The following is a 22051-nucleotide window of genomic DNA, read 5'->3' on the forward strand; positions in this document are numbered from 1 at the left end:
TCGCTGGACGCCCGCTTTAGTCGATACGCAATTCGCGTGTCAGAAGACTCAACAGGGCGTCCACTTTCGGAATGAGTTGCCGGCTCGTCGGCCAGACGAGATGCAGCGGCAAACCCTCGGTGGCCTGGTCGGGCAGCATCTCGACCAGTTCGCCGCTGTCCAGCTCACGCCGTATCAACCATGTAGCCAGTTGCGCTACGCCGAAACCCGATTTCACCGCCTCGACCTGCGCCTCCGCGCTGCCGAGCACGAGCCGTTCAGGCGCGTCGCGTAGCTCGACATTCGCGCCTTCGGCAAAGCGCCACGGTGACGTGCCGCCATCGGCGCGGCCATATAACACGCGGTCGAGTTTCATCAACGAGTGGATATCGCGCGGCACGCCGCGACGCTTCAAATACGAAGGCGACGCGCAAAAGATCAGCCGCTCCGTGCCGAGATGACGCCGCGCGAGACCATCGGGCCAACTCTGCACGATGCCGATACGCACCGCCACGTCGATGCCGTCTTCAAGCACGTCGACGAAACGATCGGTGAAGCTCACGCGCGGCGTGACGGCGGGGTGCTGCTCCGCGTAGCGCAGCAACAGCGGCATCACGCGCGAGCGGCCAAAGGCGACGGGCAGATCGACGCGCAAGCGTCCGATCGGCACCGAACCGTGCGCCGCGAGAACGGCTTCGGCGTCGGCCAACTCCTTCAGCACATTCGAACAGGTCGCGTAGAACGCACTGCCTTCGTCGGTCAGCGCCAGGCGGCGCGTGGTGCGCTCGAACAACTTGCAGTCGAGCCGCGACTCCAGGCGAGCCACGGATTTGCTGATCGCCGATGTCGTGAGATTCAGGCGCTCCGCAGCGGCGGTGAAACTGCCGAGTTCGGCGGCGGCGACAAAAGCCTCAATGCCTTTCAGGCGCTCGGATGGGAGCAAAATGGCCCCTTATTCTGGACTGAATGGAAACAATGGCTTGAAATAATGCCGCACGACTTTCTGAAGCGTCAATGATAGATTTCGAGGCCTTGAAATGGAGGTTCTCGTGTCGTCTACGTCCCGTGCTGCATCGGCCGGTTATCCGACCGCGCCGGCCAACGGCGCGCTGGCTGTGCTGCTGCTCGCTATTTCCGCTTTCGTGATCGTCACCACGGAATTCATTATTGTGGGTTTGCTGCCCAGTATGGCGCGCGATCTCGGCATGTCGATCGCCAGTGCTGGCCGGCTGGTCACGCTATTCGCATTCACGGTCATGTTATTCGGCCCCCTTTTGACCGGGCTGGTTTCGCATGTCGACCGTAAAAAACTATTCGTCGCGCTGCTGTTTCTTTTTGCGTTTTCGAATGCGCTCGTGGCGATGGCGTCGAACGTCTGGATCGTCGCCATTGGCCGCGTGCTGCCCGCGCTCGCGCTGCCGGTGTTCTGGGGCACGTCGAGCGAGACGGCGGCGCAGCTCGCCGGACCTGAGCGCAGCGGCAGGGCGGTGTCGAACGTTTATATGGGCATCGCCGCCGCCATGGTGTTCGGTATTCCGGTCGGCACGCTGGTGGGTAACGCGGTGGGCTGGCGCGGCACGTTCTGGATACTCGCCGCGCTTTCGCTGGCGATGGCGCTGCTTCTGCTGCTCGTCATGCCCGTTCTTCAAAAGCCTGCGCGGCTCGAACTCGGTCATCAGATGCGGATTCTCAGGAATCCGATGTTTCTCGGCAATCTCGTGCTGTCCGTGGTCGTGTTCACGGCGATGTTCACGTCGTACACCTATCTCGCCGATATGCTCGAACGGCTCGCGCATATTCCGACCGACGCCGTGGGCTGGTGGCTGATGGGCTTCGGCGTAGTGGGGCTCGCGGGCAATTGGCTCGGTGGACACCTGGTCGGAACGCATCCGCTGCGCGCGACGCTGATTGCGTCGGCGGTGCTCGCGGTCGGCATGGCGGCGACGACGCTGGCGGTCGGCAACGCGTTCGAACTCGCGATTGCACTCGGCGTCTGGGGACTCGCGAACACCGCGCTTTATCCGATTTGTCAGGTGCGCGTGATGCGGGCCGCCGCGCATTCGCAGGCGCTGGCCGGCACGCTCAATGTGTCGATGGCGAATGCCGGTATTGGACTGGGCGCGATCATCGGCGGCATGACGATTGAAAAGCTCGGGATTGGCCAGATCGGTTACGTGGCTGCGGCCATGGCGATCGTCGCGGTTTTGCTGGTTCCGTTGATCGCTCGATTATCCAATGACGAATCCGATTGAAACTGCGCGGAATTAAATCCGTTTTAATTCGCCGAGCCGCGTGCTTCCTCAAGCAGCCATCGCGCGAATGCCTGGATCGGTCCTTCACTCGATTCGATCGGCTCGGGCAGCACGAGGCAAAAGTTTTTCGCCACACCTTTCCCGTCGGGCCAGGGCGCGATCAGGCGCCCTTGCTCAAGCTCCGCGCCGACATAAAGACGCGGCACTAGCGCCACGCCGAGGCCCGCGAGCGCCGCTTCGATCAGCATGGCATGCAGGTCGTAGCGCGCGCCAACGGCCGAATTGCTCAACGCGATGCCCGTCTCTTGCGCGTAGATCTGCCACGCGTCGGGATTTTGCCGCCGATGAAGGCGCGGCAAGTCATCGAGCGACGCATCGGCGCCAGCCTCCGCTAGCAGCGCGGGGCTGCAAACGGGCACCAGCACTTCCTCCAGCAAATGATGCCGATGCATCCCGGCCCACGCCGGATGCTCGAAATGAATCGCGGCGTCGAAACCGCTGCCGGCCAGCAGAAAAGGCTCCATGCGTTCGGCGATATGCACGGTCACATTCGGATGCCGCCGCTGAAAATGCTTCAGGCGCGGAATGAGCCAACGCGTGGCGAAAGTGGGAATAGCCGCGATATCGATGCTCGCGCCCTCCAGAGGCTGCCCCATCAGATACAGACTGTCGCGTTCCAGCCGATCCAGAGTCTCGCGCACCTGCTCCGCGTAGCGCATGCCATTGGGCGCGAGACGCACGCGATTACCGACGCGTTTGAACAGCGTCACGCCCAGGAACGTTTCGAGCCGCCCGATCTGGCGGCTGATGGCGCCCTCGGTCAGCGACAGTTCCTCGGCGGCGCGGGCGAAGCTGCCATGCCGAGCCGCCGCCTCGAACGCGAGCAGCGCGGAATTGCTGGGAATCTTGCGACGCACTGGATGCTCTCCGATCAAGGCCAGTTTGACGCCAGCTTGAGTGAATGTCACTGAAGACTGACTTTATATCGTTATCGGTGCCGCAAATGGGAGATTACCATTACATCAACGCAATGAGTGCCATCCGAATGCGAAATGCGTTTATCTGTCATGAAGGACAATCCAATGATCTACACCGTCGAATGCAGTTTCGCCGATCCCCATAGCGAAGCTGAATGGAACAATTTTTATAGCCTCGAAAAATTGCCCGCGCTGATTTCCGTAACGGGCTTTCACACGTCGCAACGCTTCAAGGCGATCAGCGCGGGTTGCCCCGTTTATCTCGCGGTTCACACGGTCGATAGTCTCGATGTGTTGACGGGCGAGGAATATCGCCAGAAAGGCGGCGGCAATTTCGCCAAATGGCAGCAGCACATTACCGACTGGCATCGCAATCTCTATGGCGATATCGGTCTTGCGCCCGAGGTCAAGGCCGACGAACTCCTCGTGCTGAGTGCGAGCGGCCCCGAGGCGCTGATCCAGATGGGCCTGAAGCCGCTGGCCATGCAAGCCGTTGCGCTGGAGAAGTTTCCCGAATCTCGATGGCTCGCGGTACGGCCGCAAAGCCGTGCGCCGCTTGCCGGGAATGCGCCCGAAGGCGTCCATTTCTATGCGCCGATGAGCGGGCAACTGACGGATTAGGCCCGCGATGCCAAATGTGACGTTCTATATTCGCGCGGAGCACATGCCACCCGATGAGCATTTAGCCGGACTGTCCAGCGATTGCGTCGAGCTTTGCACCGATGTGCTCGACGCAGACCTCAAAAACGTCCACGTGATTTATGTGGCGGTTCGGCAGGGTTACGGGCATCCCGTCTTCGCGGAGATTCAATATCGGCTCACTGCGTTTCGCACGCCCGAGGTCATGAACACGTTTATGGCAGACCTCGACCATGTCATTGCACGCCGCACAGGGCTGACCTCGCGCATTCGTTGTTTTGGCTATGCCGCCGCGACGATATACGCACGCAATTAGCGTATCTGGAGAATCACGATGTTCACGCAATCTTTTCCGGGTCAGCAAGTGGGGGATTTCACGATCCATGCGATCAGCGACGGTTATCTGAACGCCAGCCTCGATTTCCTGGCGAACATCGACGCCAGCGAGGCGACGAAGATGCAGCGCGACGCAGGCGAGCAATCACCTTCCGCTGTGCATATCAATTGAACCGGGCTTCGCGCGAATCGAGCGCAGCCAAGGCGAATATCGCCTGCGCTACGAGCGCGAAACCTGATCGCGAGCACGCTCCGCGGCGTATCCGCGCGCCGCCATCCGGCGCTTTGTCACGCGACAGACACATACGCCCCTTAAGCTCCGCGGTCATCATTGGCAGCCATGGGCCGCGCGACGGCCCACCCGAATCCATCCGATGAGCCTCAAGGAGAAAAGCTGGGCCGTGGCCGAGGACGTCGCGCGCATGGCGGGCGTTTCGCGCTCGGCCGTCTCGCGCACGTTCACGCCGGGCGCGAGCGTATCGGCGAAAACGCGCGCACGCGTGCTCGAAGCCGCGCGCACGCTGAATTATCACGTCGATATCAATGCGCGCAACACGATCCAGGGGCGCAGCAATTTCGTCGGCGTGGTGACGTCGGCGCTCGCGAGCCCGTTTCGTGCGCAATTGCTCACGCCGATCGCGCATCATCTCGGCACGCGCGGCATGCTGCCGATCCTCATGAACGCCGACGATCCCGACCAGATCGGCTACGCGCTGCACGTGCTGCTGAGCTACCGGATCGCGGGCGTGATCATGACCTCGGGCGCGCCGCCGCTCGCACTCGCGCGCGAATATCTCGACCGCCACGTGCCCGTCGCGATGATCAATCGCGCCGCCGAACTCGAAGGCGCCGACCTCGTCAACAGCGATAACGCAGCGGGCGGCGCACTGGCCGCGCGCGCGTTGTTCGATTCCGGCGCGCTGCGCTTTGCGTTTATCGGGCCGCAGGCCACGCACCACGGCGCGCGTCAGCGCTGCGAAGGTTTTCTCGCCGGCCTCGCGAATTGCGGCGTGCGCCGCGCGCGCGTGACCGTGTGCAACACCACGATCGTGTCGTATGAAGCGGGGCAGCTTGCGGCGCGCGAACTGCTCGCGGGCGGCAACGTGCCCGACGGCGTGTTCTGCGCGACCGACATGATCGCGCTCGGTTTCATGGACGAAGCGCGGCGCGCGTTCAATCTGCGCATTCCCGAAGACGTGCGCGTCGTCGGCTTCGACGATATTCAACACGCCTCGCTCGACAGCTATCGCCTTTCGACCATCGCCCAGAACACCGACGCGCTCGCGCAAGGCGCGGTCGATCTGCTCGCCGAGCGTATCGGCGATTTCTCGCGGCCCACGCAGGCCCGCGTGATTTCTGTTTCGTTCGTCCGCCGCGCCACGACCGGCTGACGCGTTCTCTCTTCGCCACGGTTCCATCCCATGTCCCTGTTCTCCCGACTTCGCAAGCCGCCGCGTCGTTTTGCAATCGAGTGCAAGAATTCGCTGCGCATGGCCGCAACTGCGCTGGCCTCGGCGCTGTGCCTCGCGACGCCGTCCGCGCATGCCGACGAACGCCTGAATCTGCTGTGTTCCGCCGATCTGGAGTGGTGCCAGTTGATGAAAAACCGCTTCGAGCAGGAGACCGGCGTGCATGTCGCGATGATTCGCAAGAGCGCGGGCGAGGCGCTCGCGCTCGTGGCCGCGCAACGCGCGCATCCGCAATTCGATATCTGGTGGGCCGGGTCCGGCGACGCGCATTTGCAGGCGGCGTTCGAAGGCCTCACGCAAGATTATCGTTCGCCGCAACTCGCGCAATTGCAGCCGTGGGCGCAGCGTTTCGCGCAGGTTGGACGGAGCCGCACGGTGGGCATCTATCAGGGCGTGCTCGGCATCGGCTACGACGCGGACGCGCTGCGCCGTCGCAAACAGACGCCGCCGCGTTGCTGGAGCGATCTGCTCGCGAAGTCGTGGCGCGGCGAGATCCAGATCGCCAATCCGAACGCGTCGGGCACGGCCTATGTCGCGCTCGCGACGCTCGTGCAGCTCAAAGGCGAGGACGGTGCGTTCGACTATCTGCGCCGCCTGAATGCGAACGTGAGCCAGTACACCTCGACGGGCGTTGGTCCGGGTGAAGCCGTGTCGCGCGGCGAAGCCGACGTGGCAGTCGAATTCCTGCACGACCTCGTCAAGCAGCGCGTGGCGGGCTTCGATATCGCGACGGTCACGCCCTGCGAAGGCACGGGCTACGAGATCGGCGGCATGAGCCTGATCGCGGGCGCCGCGCATGCCGCGCTCGCGCAGCGCTTCTACGAATTCGCCTTGCGCGCCGATGTGCAATCGCTCGCCGACAAGGCGCACGCCTATCAGATTCCGTCGAACCGCGCCGCCGCGATTCCCGCGAACGCGCCGCGTCCCGAAGGCATTCGTCTGATCGACTACGACTTCGCACGCTTCGGCGATCCGGCGGTGCGCAAGCATCTGCTCGAACGCTGGACGACGGAGATTTACGCCCATGCGCACTGATGGCGCTTTCGACGGCTTCGCGCGCGCGGTGCTGATCGCCGTGTGCGTGGCGCTCGGCGTGTTCGTGATCGCGCCGCTCGCGCGCAGCGTGCTGCTGCCCGCAGCCCTGGCGTGGCACAACTGGTTCGACGCCAGCGTGTGGTCGCTCGCGTGCGTGAGCGGCGGCGCGTGCGGCAGCGGCTGGCATACGCTCGCGCTCGGCGTCGTGAGCGCCACGCTGGCGACGCTGATCGGCGGCGCGCTCGCCATGCTCGCGCAACGCGGCGCGCCCGCGCGTTCGCCTATCGCGCGCACCGCGTTGCGCGCCATCGCCGTGCTGCCCGCGATCACGCCGCCGTTCGCGGTCGGCCTCGCGCTGATCCTGCTGTTCGGCCGCAACGGTCTCGTCACGCGCGAGGCCGCCGATCTGTTCGATGTCGCGCCGGGGCGTTGGCTCTACGGCGTGCCGGGCATCGTGCTCGCGCAAAGTCTCGCGTTCGCGCCGCTCGCGTATCTCACGCTGCGCACCGTGGTCGCGCGCGTGCCCGCATCGCTCGAAGAGGCGGCGGCGACCTTGCGCGCGTCGAACTGGACGATCCTGCGCACGGTGACCTGGCCGATGCTGCGCCCCGGCGTGGCGAACGCATGGCTGCTGTGCTTCATCGAGAGCGTCGCCGATTTCGGCGATCCGCTCGTGGTCGGCGGCAATTTCCGCGTGCTGTCGACGGACCTCTATTTCGCCGTGGTGGGCGCGGAGCAGAACGCCGCGCGCGCCGCCGTGCTCGGCGTCTGGCTGCTGACGATCGCGCTCGGCGCGTTCGTGTTGCAGCGTGCGTGGCTCGGCCGCGCGCGCTACGCGAGCGTGAGCGGCAAGCCGGTGGCGGCGCAGGGCACGCCGCTCGGGGCAGGCGTGCAGGGCGCACTCGCGCTCGTCTGCGTGCCGTGGTGCGGGCTCGCGCTTGCGGTCTACGGCACGCTGCTGTTGGGCGGTTTCGTGCGCCTGTGGGGCGTGGATTTCACGCTGACCGCCGCGCATTTCGCCGATGTGCTGGGCGTCGCCTTCGACGATGGCCGCTTCGTGCTGACGGGCACGGCGTGGGACGCGGTGCTCGAAACGTTGCGCCTGTCCGCGATCGCTGCGCCGTTGACCGCCGCCGCCGCGTTGCTGGCGGGCTGGCTGCTTGCGCGCCGCCGCTTTCCCGGACGCGGCGTGCTCGAAGGCGTGTTCGCCGTCTCGCTCGCCGTGCCCGGCACAGTGATGGGCCTCGCGTGGGCGCACGCGTTCGATGCGCCGCCGCTGATGCTCGCGGGCGGCGCATCGATCCTCGTGCTGTCGTTCGTATTCCGAAACATGCCGCTCGGCTTGCGAGCGATCTCGGCGGCCTTCGCGCAGATCGACCCCGTGCTCGACGAAGCCTCGGCGAGCTTGCGCGCCGGTTCGTGGACGACGCTGCACCGCCTCCATCTGCCGCTGATGCTGCCCGCGCTCGGTGCTGCGCTGATTCACGGTTTCGTGCGCGCGGCGACCACGGTCAGCGCGGTGATTTTTCTCGTCAGCGCCGATCACGATCTCGCCACGACGTATCTGATGGGCCTTGTGTCGAACGGCAACGACGGCCCGGCGCTCGCGCTTGCGGGCACGCTCGTCGTCGTGCTGTTCGCGCTGCTGGTCGTGGCGAGAGTGCTCGCGCGAACGGCCCGATCAGCGCGAAAAGTGCTTGAAACAGGGTATTTTCGCAACACGCGCGTGCAGGCAGTCGGCACGCGCACGACCACGGAGTGCACGTCATGAGCGCCATTGCGCAGCAAGCCCGCACGCGCGCCGACGAAGCGCAGGCCGCCGTCGTGTTCGAGCGCGTGCGCAAGGAATGGGGCGGACGCGCCGTCCTCGACGAACTGTCGCTGACGATCTCGCGCGGCAAGCTCACGACCTTGCTCGGCCCGAGCGGCTGCGGCAAGACCACGATGCTGCGTCTGATCGCCGGGCTCGATCTGGCAGACGCGGGACGCATCGTCATCGGCGGGCGTGACGTGACGCGGCTGGGCGCGCAGGCGCGCAACGTCAGCATGGTGTTTCAGTCGTATGCGCTGTTTCCGCATCTGAGCGTGGAGCAAAACATCGCGTACGGATTGAGCGTGGCGCGCGTGCCGAAGCGCGATGCGGAAGCGCGCGTGGATGCGGCGCTCGCGCGCGTGGGACTCAGCGCGCACGGGCGTCGCATGCCGCACGAACTCTCGGGCGGCCAGCAGCAGCGCGTGGCCGTGGCGCGTGCGCTCGTGCTCGAACCGGATGTGATGCTGTTCGACGAACCGCTTTCGAATCTCGATGCGCGCTTGCGCGTGCAGGTGCGCGAAGAAATTCGCGAGTTGCAGCGCGAACTGAATCTGAGCGTGGTGTACGTCACGCACGATCAGGAAGAGGCGCTCGCGATTGCCGATGAGATCGTCGTGATGGAAGCGGGCGCGGTCGCGCAGCACGCCGATCCGCGCACGCTGGTCGAGCGGCCCGCCAATGCTTTTGTCGCGTCCTTCATCGGCAACGCGAATTTTCTGGACCTTCCGGTGCTCGCCTGCGAGGCGGGCCGCGCGCATTGCGATCTGCTCGGCAAGCCGCTGCATTTCGCGTGGCACGGGCCGCGTATCGTGCGCGCGCGCATTGCCGTGCGGCCCGAGGCGCTTGCGCTGGAAGTCATCGATAACTTTGCTCCGCACCTGGGCCTCGCCGGCGTGATCCGCCGCGCGACGTGGCTTGGACGGAGCACGCACTACACCGTCGACACGACGGCAGGAGAACTCACTGTGGTATCGCATTCGTTCGATCGGCCGCTGCCCGAAGGCGCGCGCGTGGCCGTGGCGCTCGACGCGCGCGGCGCGCATCTGCTCGGGGAGGCGCCATGAGCGGCGCGTTTCAGTCCGCGCGTTATGCAGCGGCGCGCGCGATCGCGCTTGAAGCGGGCCGCCATGCGCGCGCGTGCTTCGAGCAGCGCGAACAACTCGTTATCGAATACAAGGGCGTGCAGGATGTCGTGAGCATCGCCGATCGCGATGTCGAGGCGCTGGTGCGTGCGCGCGTCGCAAGCCGCTTTCCCGATGATCGTTTTCTCGGCGAGGAAAGCGCGGCGCTCGTGCAGGAGACGGCAACGGAGCGCACGGCGCGCGCGCAATGGGTCGTCGATCCGATCGACGGCACGAGCTGCTTTTTGCACGGCATGTACGCGTGGTGCGTGTCGATTGCCGTGGTGATCGACGGCGAGGCAGCCATCGGCGTGGTCTACGATCCGAACGCCGATGAGCTCTTTCATGCCGAGAAAAACGGTGGCGCGTGGATCGATCTGCACGCGGCGCAGGCGCATCCCGAACGCCGTGCATTGCAGGTCGCGCAGGCGGCGAGCGCCGCCGATGGCGTGCTGGGCGTGGGCATTTCGCATCGCGTGAGCAGCACGCCGTTTCTCGCTTTCGTCGAGCGCTGGCTCGCGCGCGGCGGCATGTTCGTGCGCAACGGCTCGGGCGCGTTGATGCTCGCGTACACAGCGGCGGGGAGGCTGATCGGTTATTACGAGCCGCATATGCATGCGTGGGACGCGGTCGCGGGCATCGTGCTGGTGACGGAAGCGGGCGGAGCGACCAATGCATTTCTCGCCGACGATGGCCTGGTTCGCGGCAATGCCGTGATCGCCGCGAACGCGCGCGTTTTTGGCGAATTGAACGCCGACATCGAGGCGGCCGCTTTTTTATCGGTGTAGATGCACACGTGTGCATGTGTGGCGTGCGCAACGTCGCGATTCAAGCTGCGTGAAATGACGAGTAAGGCGGATGTCATGCCCACGTAACGCTCGGCAACTACATTACGCATCGTTGTACGACACAGAGTATGCGGCCTTGATTTGCACACGTGTGCAATCGTGATTCGTTCAGGCGCGGGCCTCGCGGCACGCGCTTCAGCAAGGAGAAAACATGTCCGGCGCACACGGCTCGTTCACGCCGTTTATGCAGACGCCGACGTTCGCAACGTCGGCGCAACAACGCGGCTCCGCGCAGCCGCGCCGCGTGGGGCGGACGGTGTTGCTGGCGGCGCTCGTTGGCGTGCACGTGGGCGGCATCGCGCTGTTGAGCGGCGTGCATTCGACGCCGACGACGCACGCAGCGGTGGCGCCGATCTACGCCACGCTCGTGCAGGCGCCCGCGCCTCAGCCAGCTACGCAACCCGCGCCCGCGCATCCGCTGCCGCCGCAAGTGCAAAAGCCCGTCACGCATCGCGCGGTGGTGCGCACGCGCACGACCGAGCGCGTGGCCGCGCAGTCTGAACCCGCGCCGGTGCCCGCACAACCCGTACCGGTGCGCGCGCAATCCGCACCGCCCACGCAGCAAGCCGCGCCCACGCAAACCGCGGCGCAGCCCGCCGCGCCCGCGCAAACCAGCGCGCCCGCCACGCCGAAAACGGTGACGCACGGCGTGCAATATCTGCGCGCGCCGGTGCCGGTTTATCCCGACGCTTCGCGGCGCATGGGCGAGGAAGGCGTGGCGCAGGTACGTGTGCTTGTCGATGAAAACGGTCAGCCGCGCGAAGTCGTATTGCGCGCTTCGTCCGGCTCGGCGGCGCTCGATCAGGCCGCGCTCGACGCAGTGCGCGGCGCGCGTTTCAAACCTTATGTCGAGGATGGCCGCGCCATTCCCGTCTACGTCATCGTGCCGCTGCGTTTTTCGCTCGGCGACTGAATTCAATCTTCTCGAGAGGCAATTTATGGCAACGGCTTCCCTTGGAATCGGCGCGCTCTGGGCGCAATCCGATCTCGTCATCAAGTGCGTCGCGGCGGGACTGCTCGCGATGTCGATCGCATCGTGGTACGTGATCGTCACGCGCGCTTTCGCGCAATGGCGCGAGCGCGCGCTGGCAAACCGCGCGGCGCGCGTATTCTGGCAAGCGCCCACGCTCGCGGAAGGCGCGCACGCCATCGGCGGCAATGTGCGTGACAACGCGTATGCCGATCTCGCCCGCACGGCGCTCGACGCGAGCGCGCAGCACGAACGCGCGGCGCAGGCGGGCCGCACGCCGCCCTCGCTGACCGACTGGCTCACGCGCGCGCTGCATGAATGCATCGCACGCCGCCAGGCGCGTGTGCAAAGCGGTCTGCCGCTGCTCGCGACCATCAGTTCGAGCGCGCCGTTCATCGGTCTGTTCGGCACGGTGTGGGGCATCTATCACGCGCTGATGACCATCGGCGCAGCGGGGCAGGCGAGCATCGGCGAAGTGGCCGGTCCGGTCGGCGAAACGCTGGTGATGACCGCCTTCGGTCTCGCGGTCGCGATTCCCGCTTCGCTCGCCTATAACACGCTGTTGCGCGGTAACAAGACGACGATCGGCGCGCTGTCCGGTTTCGGCTTCGACGTGCTCGATGCGATCGTGGCGGGCGAGCGTCTCGACGGCCAGCACGCGTCGCTGCACGCCGCTGCGCCGCGCCATGCCGCGCGTGCGGATGCACGCGGCCTGCAGGCGGAGGCCGCGTAATGGCCGGCCGCTCGTTGCGCGACGATCTCGAAGACGGCTTCAATCCCGAGATCAACACGACCCCGCTCGTTGACGTCATGCTCGTGCTGCTGGTGGTGTTCATCATCACGATGCCCGCGTTGCAGCACGCCGTGAAGGTGGAATTGCCGCGTGTTTCTTCCGCGCAGATTCAGGCGAAGCCCGCAACTGTCGACGTGGCCATCGACGCGGGCGGCGTGATTCACTGGAACGACCGCAGTGTCGATGTCGCGACGCTCGAACAATTGGCCGCCGACGCGGCACAGCACGATCCGCAGACCGAACTGCATCTGCGCGCCGACCGCCGAACGCCTTACGAAGAAGTGATGCAGGTGATGGCCGCGGCGCAGCACGGCGGCCTGAGCCGGATCGGCTTCGTCAGCGACGAGAACGCGCACTGATCTGATAGTGAGCGAACGCGCGTAGTCGTCGTAATCGACCTTATCGACCCAATCGACGAAAGCGATCAGCGTCAGTTAATCAGGATTCCGAAAGCAAGAACACGTACGGAAAGCGGATAGACCGCTTTCCGCGAACCCACGCATCTGTACCGATCACCCAAATATCATGAAGATCACGAGTTCGTTCCTGCCGCCTCGCGTCTCGCGTCTGCAGGCGCAATTGATGGCCGCGGGCCTGTGTCTGGCCGGCTTCGCGCCGTTCGCCTCGGCGCAAACCGCCGCGGCGGCCACGGGCGCATCGAGCACTGCAAGCGCAACGAGCACCACAACGAGCACCACAACGAGCACGACAACGAGCACGACAACGAGCACGACAACGAGCGCATCGGAAACGACCATGCCCGAAGTGCAGGTCAGCGCCGCGCCGGACAAGCCCGAAAGCCTCAAGCAGCGCGCGAACGCGGGCGCGCTCGGCAGCCATGCGGAGATCGACACGCCGTTTTCGATCCAGTCGGTGAGCGGCGAGGAGATCGAGGATCGTCAGGCGAAGATTCTCTCCGAGGCCGTGAAATACGATGCGTCGGTGACGTCGATCAGTTCGAGCTACGGCACGCACCCGGCGACGCTCGCGGTGCGCGGCCTGCCGCTCGACGACCTCAACGGTTACAAGGTCGATGGCATGGCGAACGTGAATCGCGGCGTGGAAATGCCGCTCGAAATGTTCGACCGCATCGAAGTGCTCAAAGGGCTTGCGGGTTTCATGTATGGCTTCGGCAGCCCCGGCGGCATCGTCAATTACGTGACGAAACGCGCGACCGACACCTTCACGTTCAGCTACGACCAGGGTTATTCGACCGATAGCGTCTTCAAGGAACACATCGATACGGGCGGACGCTTCGGCAAGGACAAGATGTTCGGCTTTCGCTTCAACGTCGTGCACGAAGAGGGCAATGCGGGCGAGGGCGACGCGACGATCAATCGCACGGCAGTCGGTTTGAGCCTCGACGCGCAGCTCACGAAGGATCTGTCCGTCACGTTCGATACGATCTATCAGCAGCGCCGCACGTCGGGCGGCGTCGATATCATCACCAGCACGAAATACGCGGTGCCGAAGCCGCTCTCCGGCGGCACGCGTCTTTATAGCGACGGCTCGTATACCGACGTCGATTACAAACTCGCGACGCTCGGCGTGGCGTACAAGATCGCGCCGGAATGGCAGGCGAAAATTGCCTATCGTTATTCGGATTCGGTGCGCCGCTACGCGAAGGATCAATACTATATTTCGAGCAATGCGGGCGATTACTCCGACCGCATCAGTTCGGAATATCACAGCTATGAATTCGACGACGTGCAGGCAACCGTCGAAGGGAAATTCAACACGGGCCCGTTGCAGCATGAGATCGTGCTCGGCGCGTCGTCGATGGTGCTGCTGTCGAACAAGTCGGTGAAGACGCCGAAAACCGTGGTGGGCACCGGCAATATCTACGACCCGACGATTTTCTCGGCGGACGGCATTGCGTATAGCGGCGGCACCTTCGGCGACGACAAGATCACGCAGCAGGCGCTGTTCGCGAGCGACCGCATTACCTACGGTCCGTGGTCGCTGCTCGCGGGCGTGCGTTACGAGTCGTACGACGAAGTGGGCCACGATTCCGCAACGTCCGGCGCAACCAACTATCACAAGTCGCCGGTCACGCCGACGCTCGCGCTGATGTTCGCGCCGCGCAGCGACCTGACGTTTTACGCGAGCTATGTCGAGGCGCTGGAGTCGGGCGGCACGGCGGACAGTTCGACGGCGAACGCGTATCAGGTGATGGCACCGATCAAGAGCCGTCAATATGAAATCGGCGCGAAAACCGACCATGGCCGCTGGCGTGCGACGGCCGCGCTGTTCCGCATCGAACGCGGCGCGGAGTACACGAATAGCGCGAATGTCTATGTCGAAGACGGCAAGATCGTCTATCAGGGCGCGGAGTTGAACGCTTCGGTGGACGTGCTGCGCAGCCTCACGATCGACGCGAGCCTGATGGCGCTCAGCGCGCATTATCGCGACGCCGCCGATGGCGTGAGCGGTAATCGCGCGGTCGGCGCGCCGAACTATCAGGCGGCGTTGCAGGCCGTGTGGCGCGTGCCGGCCGTGCATGGGCTCTATGTGCAGGCGGGCGGGCGTTATCTCGGCGGCATGGCGATCGACTCGGGCAACGTGCATTACATCAATCCGACCATGCTGTTCGATGCGGGTATCGGCTATCGTACGATCGTCGCCGGTAAGCTCGTTACGCTGCGCGCGAATATCACGAACCTGACGAATCATCACTACTGGACTTATTACCAGGAAAATTATTTGCAGGTGGGCGCGCCGCGCACGTTGAGCCTTAATGCGCGTGTGGATTTCTAAATGTGCGATTCAGGAACGCGCGTCGGATGGAATAAATCGATGAATCAGTTCGAGGGAATGCGGCGCGCGTTCGTGTGCGCGTCGTGGATGATGGGCGGTGTGCTCGCGACGACGTGTGGTGTGTCGTTCGCCGAAGTGCAACCGCAACACGCACAGATCGCGCGCGCCGACGAAAGCGCGCCCGCGGGCATGCAACTCGATCGCGCGGTGATCGTGATGCGCCACGGCGTGCGGGCGGCCACGGATACGCGCAAGATGAACGCGTCGTCGGCGCAGCCCTGGCCCGCGTTCGAGGTGCCGGACGGCGAACTCACGCCGCACGGTTATCGCGCGATCGTTGCGTTGGGTCGCTGGGAGCGCGAATACTTCGTGCATCAAGGGCTGCTCGATCCCGGCACGTGTGCGAGCGCGCACGACGTGTTCGTCTGGTCGAGTCCTGCCTCGCGCACGCAGGCCACGGCGCGGGCGTGGCTCGATGGCGTGCTGCCGCGTTGCGGCGTCGAAGCGGGGCACGCGGCGGAGAATCAGGACACGCTCTTTCACGCCGACGAAACCGATGCCGATAGCGCCGATCCTCACGAAGCGGAGCAGGCGCAAGCGGCGATGCTCGCCGCTATGGGTTCGCCGCAAGCCGCGAGTCGCCGCTATGCCGCCGACGTCGCGGCGATGGCGCGCGTGGTGGGCGCGCCGCACGCCTGCGTCGAGGAAAAAGGCGCTTCGCACTGCGGGCTCTATGCCGCGCCGTGGGGCGTGAAAGTCGTGGGCAACGCGGCGAAATTGACGGGCCCGGTGGCCGTGGGCGCGGCGATGAGCGAGACCATCCGCATGCAATACGCCGATGGCTGGCCGCTCGAACGCATTGCATTCGGCCACGTGCGCAGCAGTGCGGATGTGATCGGGCTGATGGGTTTGCGCAGCGCGAAATATGCGTACACGAATCACGTGCCGTTGATCGCGCGTCGCGGCGGCGCACCGTTGCTGGAGCGCGTCACGCGCGCGCTGAACGACGACGATCGCGGTGAAACGGGCGAAGGCGATGCGCGTCTGCAAGTGCTCGTGGGTCACGATACGAATATCGCGCAACTGCGGACCTTGCTGAATTTCGACTGGAAGCTCGGCGAGTATCGCGAGAACGACGCGGTGCCGGGCGGCACGCTGCTGTTCGAACGTTTCGTGCGCGAGCGCGACGGCGCGGTGTTCGTGCGCGTGTCGTATCTCGCGCAGAGTCTCGATCAGATGCGCGCGATTACGGTGTTGAAGGGCCGAAATGGGCCGCTGAAAGCGGTGCTGCGCGATGCGGATGGGCGCACGCTTATTCCGCTCGATGCGTTCGATGCGCAAGTGAAAACGGCGTTGAAGCCGTAGTGCGGTGAAGCGGTGACGAGGACGAGCGACGTACGCGCGTCCACGCGGTCAAATGTTTGCAAATAGGGATGGCACGCCGCGAGGAGCCGTTGATGCGGCTGATTCGCGACTATTGCACGACCATTTCGCGGCGGCGGTGGTGCGTGATGCACGCCGATGGTGCATTCAGGAGGAGGCTCGGTCGAGTCGCGCCGTGTAGATAGGCGCGTACCGACGCATCCGCGCGTGGCGCGCTTTTTGCCTTCCTTTCTGGCGGAATGTTGGCGAAGCCAGAAGGAGGGAATCATGTTTCGTTCGTTTTTGACCACGCCCGAAGTGCTGCTGCTTCTGTCCGATGACGCTCAGGGGAACGACGCGGGCAGCGCCGATCAGCCCCGTGAGCGCAACTTGATGAGCCGCCTGCTGCGCCTGACCGGCTGGCGATGAGCCGTGCCGTTCGCGACGTCCGCGCTCACATGCGGACGTCGCTTTACCCTAAGCGGTCAGCCCATCAGAACTGATAACCCACGCGCACCTCGCCTTGCTGCGCCGAGGCGTGCGTCGTGTTGATCAGCGCGTCGTAGCTCAGCGACACGGACAGGTGCTTGCGCGGATGCAGCGTCACGCCCGCGCCCGCCGTGAAATAGCCGCGCGGCAGGCTCGTGCCGGGCGCGGTAAAGAGCGTGCCGTCGCTGGCCGCGACGCTCACCGCGCGGTTCGCGTCGAGCAGTTCGTGCGCGTAGCCGATGCGCAACTGCGCATTCACGGGCCGCAGCGCGTCGCCGAACGCGCGATCGACGGTCACGCCCACATACGGTTGCAGGCTGCGCACGTTGTCGCTGCCCACGGCCAGATCCTGGCCGCCCGCGCCGCTTTCGCTGAAGTCGTTCGCATGGAAGTACGCGTAGCGCAGGCCCACGCGCGGCGTCACGGTGAAGCTGCCGAGCGTCATCGGCAGGCTCGCCTGGCCGCCCACGTTGAATTCCTCGCCCATGTGATCGCCTTCGGCCGTGCCGATCGAGCCGAACGGACGCTTCTGCGAAAGGAAGTCGAGCCCGAAGCCGAGCGTCGCGCCCAGATTCACCGGACCATACGCGCGGCCGCCGTAGAGCGCGGCGCGCAGCGTGTCGGCGGTGCCGGAGTCGCCCGTATTCGATTCGTCGATGTCGGTGTGGTCATAGCCGAGCGCGACGCCCGCTGTGTACGCGCCGAGTTGCTGTTCGAGGCCCGCGAGGAAGCCGTAGCGGTCGGCCTGGAAACCCGGCTCGCCGTTGGTGCCGCCCAGCTTCGTCTGGATGCCCGTGGCGGTGATCCAGCCCGCCGGGTTGCCTGCGCCTGCCGTGGACGCATTCGTGGACCCATTTATCGACACATTGCCGAGCCGCGCGAGCAGCGCCGCGCTCTGCGCCTGCGCGCCGAGAATCGCCGACGTGCCCGTTGCCGTGTAGATGCTCGTGTTGGTCGGCGCGACGACGGTCGTGCCCGTGTTGGTCCCCGAGAGCACGAGTTCGACGTCGTTCGCGCCGTAGGTCACCGCCGAAGCGAGCGTGCCGATGTTCGACTGGCCCGTGCTCGTCACGCTGCTGAACGTGCCGCTCACGCCGCCCGTCGCCGAGACCAGCGTATAGGTGCGCGCCGTGTAGGTGCCCGGATCGTAGGTGATGGCCAGCACGCCGTTGAGCGTGGCCTTGCCGTTGACCGCGAGTTGCGACGCGGCGGTCGGGCTCACTTCGATGGCGAGCGTCGCGCTCGACGCCTGCGTGTAGTTGCCGCCGATCGTGAGCGTGCCGATCGAGCCGCCCGGTTCGACCGTGCCGTCGTTCGTCACGTTGCCCGCGACCGTGCCGTGGCCGCGCAGCGTGCCTGAGGCATCGACGCTCGCATCGCCGCCGAGCACGGCCGTGGCGTTGTCGATATCGCCCACTTCGAGCAGGCCCGCGCTGACTTCGGTCGTGCCCGTGAAGGCGCTGCTGTTGCCGTTGAGGATCAGCGAGCCGCTGCCTTGTTTGACGATCGCGCCGCTGCCGGTGAAGGTGCCCGCATACGTGCCGTTCGCGTTGGCGAGCGTGAGCGTGCGTGCGCCGAGGCTCACTGTTCCGGACCCCGAAATATTTTGCAGCGTGGCGCCCGAAGTCGTCGACGAGATGTCGAGCGTGCCGTTCGCGGTCACGCCGCTCGATGCCGCGATGCTGCCCGCGCCGCTGAGCGCGAGCGTCGCGCCCGTGCCGATCACGGTGCCGCCGCTGTAGGTGTTCGCGGCCGTGAGCGTTTCGGTGCCGCCGTTCACGCTCACGCCGCCCGTGCCGCCGATGATGCCGCTGTACGTGTCGGCGGCGTTCGAGAGCGTGAGCGTCTTCGCGCCGAGCGCGACCGCGCCGTTGCCCGAGAGCGTCGTGATCGACGCGCCGGACGTCGTGCCCGAGATATCGAGCGTGCCCGCGTTGGCGACGCCGCTCGATGCCGCGATGCTGCCGCTGCCCGTGAGCGCGAGCGTGGAGCCGTTCGTGATCGACGTCGCGCCCGTGTAGGTGCTCGCGCCGGAGAGCGTTTCGCTGCCCGTCACCGTGACCGCGCCGCTGCCCGCCACCGTGCCGCCGAAGCTGCCGCCCGAGAGCGTCACGCCGCCGCTGCCGACCGACACCGTGCCGGTGCCCGAGAGATTGCCGAGCGTGCCTTCCACTTCCAGCGTGCCGTTGTTGACCACGTTCGCGAGGATGATGTCGCCCGAGTCGGAGAGGATCAGCGTCGCGCCGGTCTGGATCAGCGTCGTGCCCGTGTAGGTGCTCACGCCCGTGAGCGTTTGCGTGCCGCTCGCGATGGTGAGGCCGCCCGTGCCCGAGATCGAGCCGCTGAATACGCCGCTCGCGTTGGTCAGCGTGAGCGTCTGGCCGCCGAGGTTGACCGTGCCGCTGCCCGAGAGGCTCGCGATCGACGAACCCGAGGCCGTGCCGGAAATGTCGAGCGTGCCGTTCGCGGTGACCGCCGATTGCGCGAGGCTGCCCGAGCCGGTGAGTGCGAGCGTCGCGCCGCTCGCGATGGTGGTCGCGCCCGTGTAGGTGTTCGTGCCCGAGAGCGAGACCGTGCCGGCGCCGACCGTGACCGCCGAGAAATTCGAAATCGCGCCGCTGTAGCTGAAGGCGTTGCCCGAGCCCGGCGACATCGTCAGCGTGCTCGTGCCGGTGCCGCCGTCCATGTCGCCCGTGACCGAGGCCGCGCCGCCGAGGATCTGCACGGTGCTGTCGCCGCTGCCGAGGTCGATGGCCTTGCCCGAGTCGTCGGCGCGGATTGTGCCGTAGTTGATGATCGTCGCGTCGTTGCCGCCGGTCGAGACCACCGCTTCCGTGCCGCCCGATTCGAGCGTGCCCGTCGCCTCGTTCGTGATCGTGACCGTGTACGCGTTGGCCGCGCCCGTGACCGCAATCGCGCCCGCGCTCTGGCCGTAGATCAGGCCGCTGTTGTCGATCGTCGTGTCGGTGTAGATGCCCTGCGTGGGGATCGCGTCGCCCGTGGTCGGGTCCTTGTCGAGACCGGCGAGCGTGATGCCGCGCCCGAGGCCCGTGTTGGCCGAGCCGTCGATATCGTTGGTCGCCGAGTTGTAGCCCGCGATCGTCCCCGAGTTGACGATCGTGCCGCCGCCCACGGTCACGCCTTCGCTGGTGTCGCCGTTCGCGTGCAGCGACTGGATCGTACCGGTGTTCGTGATGTTGACGATGCCGTCGACGTCCACGCCGTCGCCGTCGGCGGTGCGGCCGTTGCCCGTGATCGTGCCGTCGTTCTTGACGGTGACGACTTCGTTCGCGTTGAAGCCGTCGATGTTGATGCCCGAGCCGTCGTCGCCCTGGATCACGCCGCCTTTCGCGTTGGTGACCGAGAGCGTGTACGCGCCGGACGTCGTCACGTCGGTGTTGCCGCCCGTGATGCCGTGACGCGCGCCTTCGATCAGGCCCGTCGCTTCATTGGTGACGACCACGCCCGTGTTGGTTTGCGCGTCGATGCCGTCGCTGCCGTCGTCGATGGTGGCCGCCGCGTTGTACGAATAGATCGTGCCCGCGTTGTCGATGGTGCCGTTCACGCCGGGGCGCACGGCGTCGGCCTCGTAGGCCTGGATCAGCGCATTGGGTGCGTTGTAGACCGAGTTCGTGCCGGTCGTGATCGCGTTGAAGTCGATCGCCTGTGCGCCGCCTTCGCTCGCGTTGTACGAAATGATCTTGCCGTAGTTGCTGAGCTTGACGCTGTTGTCGCTGTACTGCATCTGGATCGCGTCGTCGTCGGCGGCCGTGATCGTGCCGTTGTTGACAATCGTGAGCGTGAGCGGGTCCGATTTGTCGCGGATCGCGCGGCCGTCCGTGCCGTTGGCGGCCGTGCCGGTTTCCTCGATCGTGCCGTTGTTCGTGATCGTGCCCGTGCCCTTCACGGCGATGGCGTTGCTGCCGTCGCTCACGTTGAGCGTGACGCCCGCGTTGACGGTGACCGTGCCGTTGGCGGCGAGATTCTGCGAGCTGGTCGTATCGGTGGAGATGACGACGGTCGTGCTGGCGGCGTGGGCGTGACCTTGCGCGAGCAGGGCCGTCGCGAGCGCAACGATCTGCGCGATGCGCTGTTTGCGCAAGCCGATGGGCGCGCGCGGCGTGGTGAGGTCGACGCGCGCCGAGGACGTGCCGCCCGCGCTGGCGCGTGTGCCGCCGCGTGTGCTGTCGTTCTCGGAGATCGCTTGCATGACGCCCAGCGCGCGGTTGAACACGACACGGTAGAGGTGATTCATCGCAGCTTTTTTTCTCGTTCTGCCGACGCCGCGCGTAACGCGTCGCCGTGGTGGACAGGCCGGTCCGGGCGTTGCGGCCAGGTCACGAGTCAGGCAGTGGAAAAACACAGGCGGGCACTCGGCGCAGGCGGCGCCGTCATGGCGCGCGTCGTCGGGGCCGATCCTCTTTTGCGTCTCTGCTGGTCGATGGCGTGGCCGTGCAAGCTTCCTTGCAGCCGGAGGCACGGGTTCTCGATTCGAAGATATTTCTTGTAAGCACGCGCGGCGTGGGCGGCGGTAAGGCGGGAAAGCCAGGCACAGCGCGTTGGGGCGCTATTCAGCCACGCGGATGTGACCGATCCATGACGTAATGTGAAAGGTTGTGATTACAATGTATTACGCGCGAGAAAGTTTCGGGTGCGTGCGGGAAGGTGAGATGAGGGTGCGGGAAGGATTCGTGACAGCCGCCGCGTGAGTGCGTTGCACACTCGCGGGAGAGAGGCGGCTGCGTTTTTCGGCGGAGGCAAGCGTTTGCGCGCGCCGAATATGAAGCTTGGAAGCGGATCGGCCCCGTGGCGAAGCCGATCGATGAGAAGGCAGCGAAGCGCGTTACTGCGCCGCGATCACCGCGATTTCGACAAGCAGATGCGGCGCGGCGAGCTTCGCCTCGACGGTCGCGCGCGTGGGTGCCTGGCCCGGCGTCACCCACGCGTCCCAGACTTCGTTCATGCCGGCGAAATCGCGGCCGATATCGGCGAGCCAGACTTGCGCGGACACGAGCCGCGACTTGTCGATGCCCGCCTGGGCGAGAAAGCCGTCGATCTTCGCGAGCACGCTCGCGGTCTGAATCTTGACGTCGACGGTGGGATCGGCGGACGTCTGGCCGCCGACGAACACGAGACCCGCCGCCTTCACGACGCGGCTCATGCGCTGACTGGTTTCGATGCGGACGATTTCGGTATCGGACATGGGTGCAA

Annotated in this window: 18 protein-coding genes and 1 pseudogene; 15 read left to right on the forward strand and 4 right to left on the reverse strand. The window is 65.6% G+C overall.

Annotated features, from left to right (window positions below; genetic code table 11):
- Positions 1 to 16: 16 nt before the first annotated feature.
- Positions 17 to 922 carry a LysR family transcriptional regulator gene (locus tag U4Y88_RS22110; protein WP_321786354.1) on the reverse strand — a complete coding sequence of 302 codons (906 nt, stop codon included), beginning with the start codon at positions 920 to 922 and terminating at the stop codon, positions 17 to 19.
- A gap of 106 nt (positions 923 to 1028) precedes the next feature.
- Here U4Y88_RS22110 and U4Y88_RS22115 point away from each other — a divergent pair, with 106 nt between their 5' ends.
- Positions 1029 to 2231 (forward strand): MFS transporter, encoded by a 1203-nt coding sequence (locus tag U4Y88_RS22115; RefSeq protein WP_321786356.1) that lies wholly within the window; start codon positions 1029 to 1031, stop codon positions 2229 to 2231.
- Positions 2232 to 2254: 23 nt separating this feature from the next.
- Here the strand turns inward: U4Y88_RS22115 and U4Y88_RS22120 are convergent, their stop codons facing one another.
- Positions 2255 to 3148, reverse strand: a complete 894-nt coding sequence (locus U4Y88_RS22120; RefSeq protein ID WP_321786358.1) for a LysR substrate-binding domain-containing protein — start codon at positions 3146 to 3148, stop codon at positions 2255 to 2257.
- A gap of 165 nt (positions 3149 to 3313) precedes the next feature.
- Between U4Y88_RS22120 and U4Y88_RS22125 the strand changes: the two genes are divergently transcribed.
- The 14 genes and pseudogenes from U4Y88_RS22125 (at position 3314) to U4Y88_RS22190 (ending at position 16780) form a co-directional block, all read left to right on the forward strand.
- On the forward strand, positions 3314 to 3829 hold the full coding sequence (locus U4Y88_RS22125) for a sugar ABC transporter (protein ID WP_321786701.1): 516 nt from the start codon (positions 3314 to 3316) through the stop codon (positions 3827 to 3829).
- A 7-nt stretch (positions 3830 to 3836) separates the two neighbouring features.
- Positions 3837 to 4163 carry a hypothetical protein gene (locus U4Y88_RS22130; protein ID WP_321786360.1) on the forward strand — a complete coding sequence of 109 codons (327 nt, stop codon included), beginning with the start codon at positions 3837 to 3839 and terminating at the stop codon, positions 4161 to 4163.
- Positions 4164 to 4181: 18 nt separating this feature from the next.
- Positions 4182 to 4352, forward strand: a pseudogene (locus U4Y88_RS22135) (MBL fold metallo-hydrolase); the annotation flags it as partial.
- A gap of 205 nt (positions 4353 to 4557) precedes the next feature.
- Entirely contained in the window at positions 4558 to 5574 is a 1017-nt protein-coding gene (locus tag U4Y88_RS22140; RefSeq protein WP_224017598.1) for a LacI family DNA-binding transcriptional regulator, read from the forward strand.
- A gap of 99 nt (positions 5575 to 5673) precedes the next feature.
- Entirely contained in the window at positions 5674 to 6687 is a 1014-nt protein-coding gene (locus tag U4Y88_RS22145; RefSeq protein ID WP_321786364.1) for an ABC transporter substrate-binding protein, read from the forward strand.
- Positions 6677 to 8458 (forward strand): iron ABC transporter permease, encoded by a 1782-nt coding sequence (locus tag U4Y88_RS22150; RefSeq protein WP_321786366.1) that lies wholly within the window; start codon positions 6677 to 6679, stop codon positions 8456 to 8458. Before U4Y88_RS22145 ends, U4Y88_RS22150 begins: the two co-directional genes overlap by 11 nt.
- A complete protein-coding gene (locus U4Y88_RS22155) occupies positions 8455 to 9564 on the forward strand; it encodes an ABC transporter ATP-binding protein (RefSeq protein WP_321786368.1) in 1110 nt (369 codons plus the stop codon). The genes U4Y88_RS22150 and U4Y88_RS22155 overlap by 4 nt, the downstream gene beginning before the upstream one ends.
- Entirely contained in the window at positions 9561 to 10409 is an 849-nt protein-coding gene (locus U4Y88_RS22160; RefSeq protein WP_321786370.1) for an inositol monophosphatase, read from the forward strand. The genes U4Y88_RS22155 and U4Y88_RS22160 overlap by 4 nt, the downstream gene beginning before the upstream one ends.
- Before the next feature lie 211 nt (positions 10410 to 10620).
- Entirely contained in the window at positions 10621 to 11382 is a 762-nt protein-coding gene (locus U4Y88_RS22165) for a TonB family protein (RefSeq protein WP_321786372.1), read from the forward strand.
- Positions 11383 to 11407: 25 nt separating this feature from the next.
- A complete protein-coding gene (locus U4Y88_RS22170) occupies positions 11408 to 12172 on the forward strand; it encodes a MotA/TolQ/ExbB proton channel family protein (RefSeq protein ID WP_321786374.1) in 765 nt (254 codons plus the stop codon).
- Positions 12172 to 12591, forward strand: a complete 420-nt coding sequence (locus U4Y88_RS22175) for an ExbD/TolR family protein (RefSeq protein WP_224017585.1) — start codon at positions 12172 to 12174, stop codon at positions 12589 to 12591. The genes U4Y88_RS22170 and U4Y88_RS22175 overlap by 1 nt, the downstream gene beginning before the upstream one ends.
- 166 nt (positions 12592 to 12757) lie before the next feature.
- Positions 12758 to 14989: a TonB-dependent siderophore receptor gene (locus tag U4Y88_RS22180; RefSeq protein WP_321786376.1), complete on the forward strand. Its 2232-nt coding sequence runs from the start codon at positions 12758 to 12760 to the stop codon at positions 14987 to 14989.
- Positions 14990 to 15028: 39 nt separating this feature from the next.
- Positions 15029 to 16354, forward strand: a complete 1326-nt coding sequence (locus U4Y88_RS22185; protein WP_321786378.1) for a histidine-type phosphatase — start codon at positions 15029 to 15031, stop codon at positions 16352 to 16354.
- A 285-nt stretch (positions 16355 to 16639) separates the two neighbouring features.
- Positions 16640 to 16780 (forward strand): hypothetical protein, encoded by a 141-nt coding sequence (locus U4Y88_RS22190; RefSeq protein WP_321786380.1) that lies wholly within the window; start codon positions 16640 to 16642, stop codon positions 16778 to 16780.
- A gap of 64 nt (positions 16781 to 16844) precedes the next feature.
- On the opposite strand, the gene U4Y88_RS22195 is transcribed toward U4Y88_RS22190, so the two are convergent.
- On the reverse strand, positions 16845 to 21095 hold the full coding sequence (locus U4Y88_RS22195) for an autotransporter domain-containing protein (RefSeq protein ID WP_321786382.1): 4251 nt from the start codon (positions 21093 to 21095) through the stop codon (positions 16845 to 16847).
- 588 nt (positions 21096 to 21683) lie between these two features.
- A complete protein-coding gene (locus U4Y88_RS22200) occupies positions 21684 to 22043 on the reverse strand; it encodes a RidA family protein (RefSeq protein WP_224017576.1) in 360 nt (119 codons plus the stop codon).
- Positions 22044 to 22051: the final 8 nt, after the last annotated feature.

It is taken from the genome of Paraburkholderia sp. J94 (assembly GCF_905220285.1).
Lineage (GTDB): Bacteria > Pseudomonadota > Gammaproteobacteria > Burkholderiales > Burkholderiaceae > Paraburkholderia > Paraburkholderia tropica_A.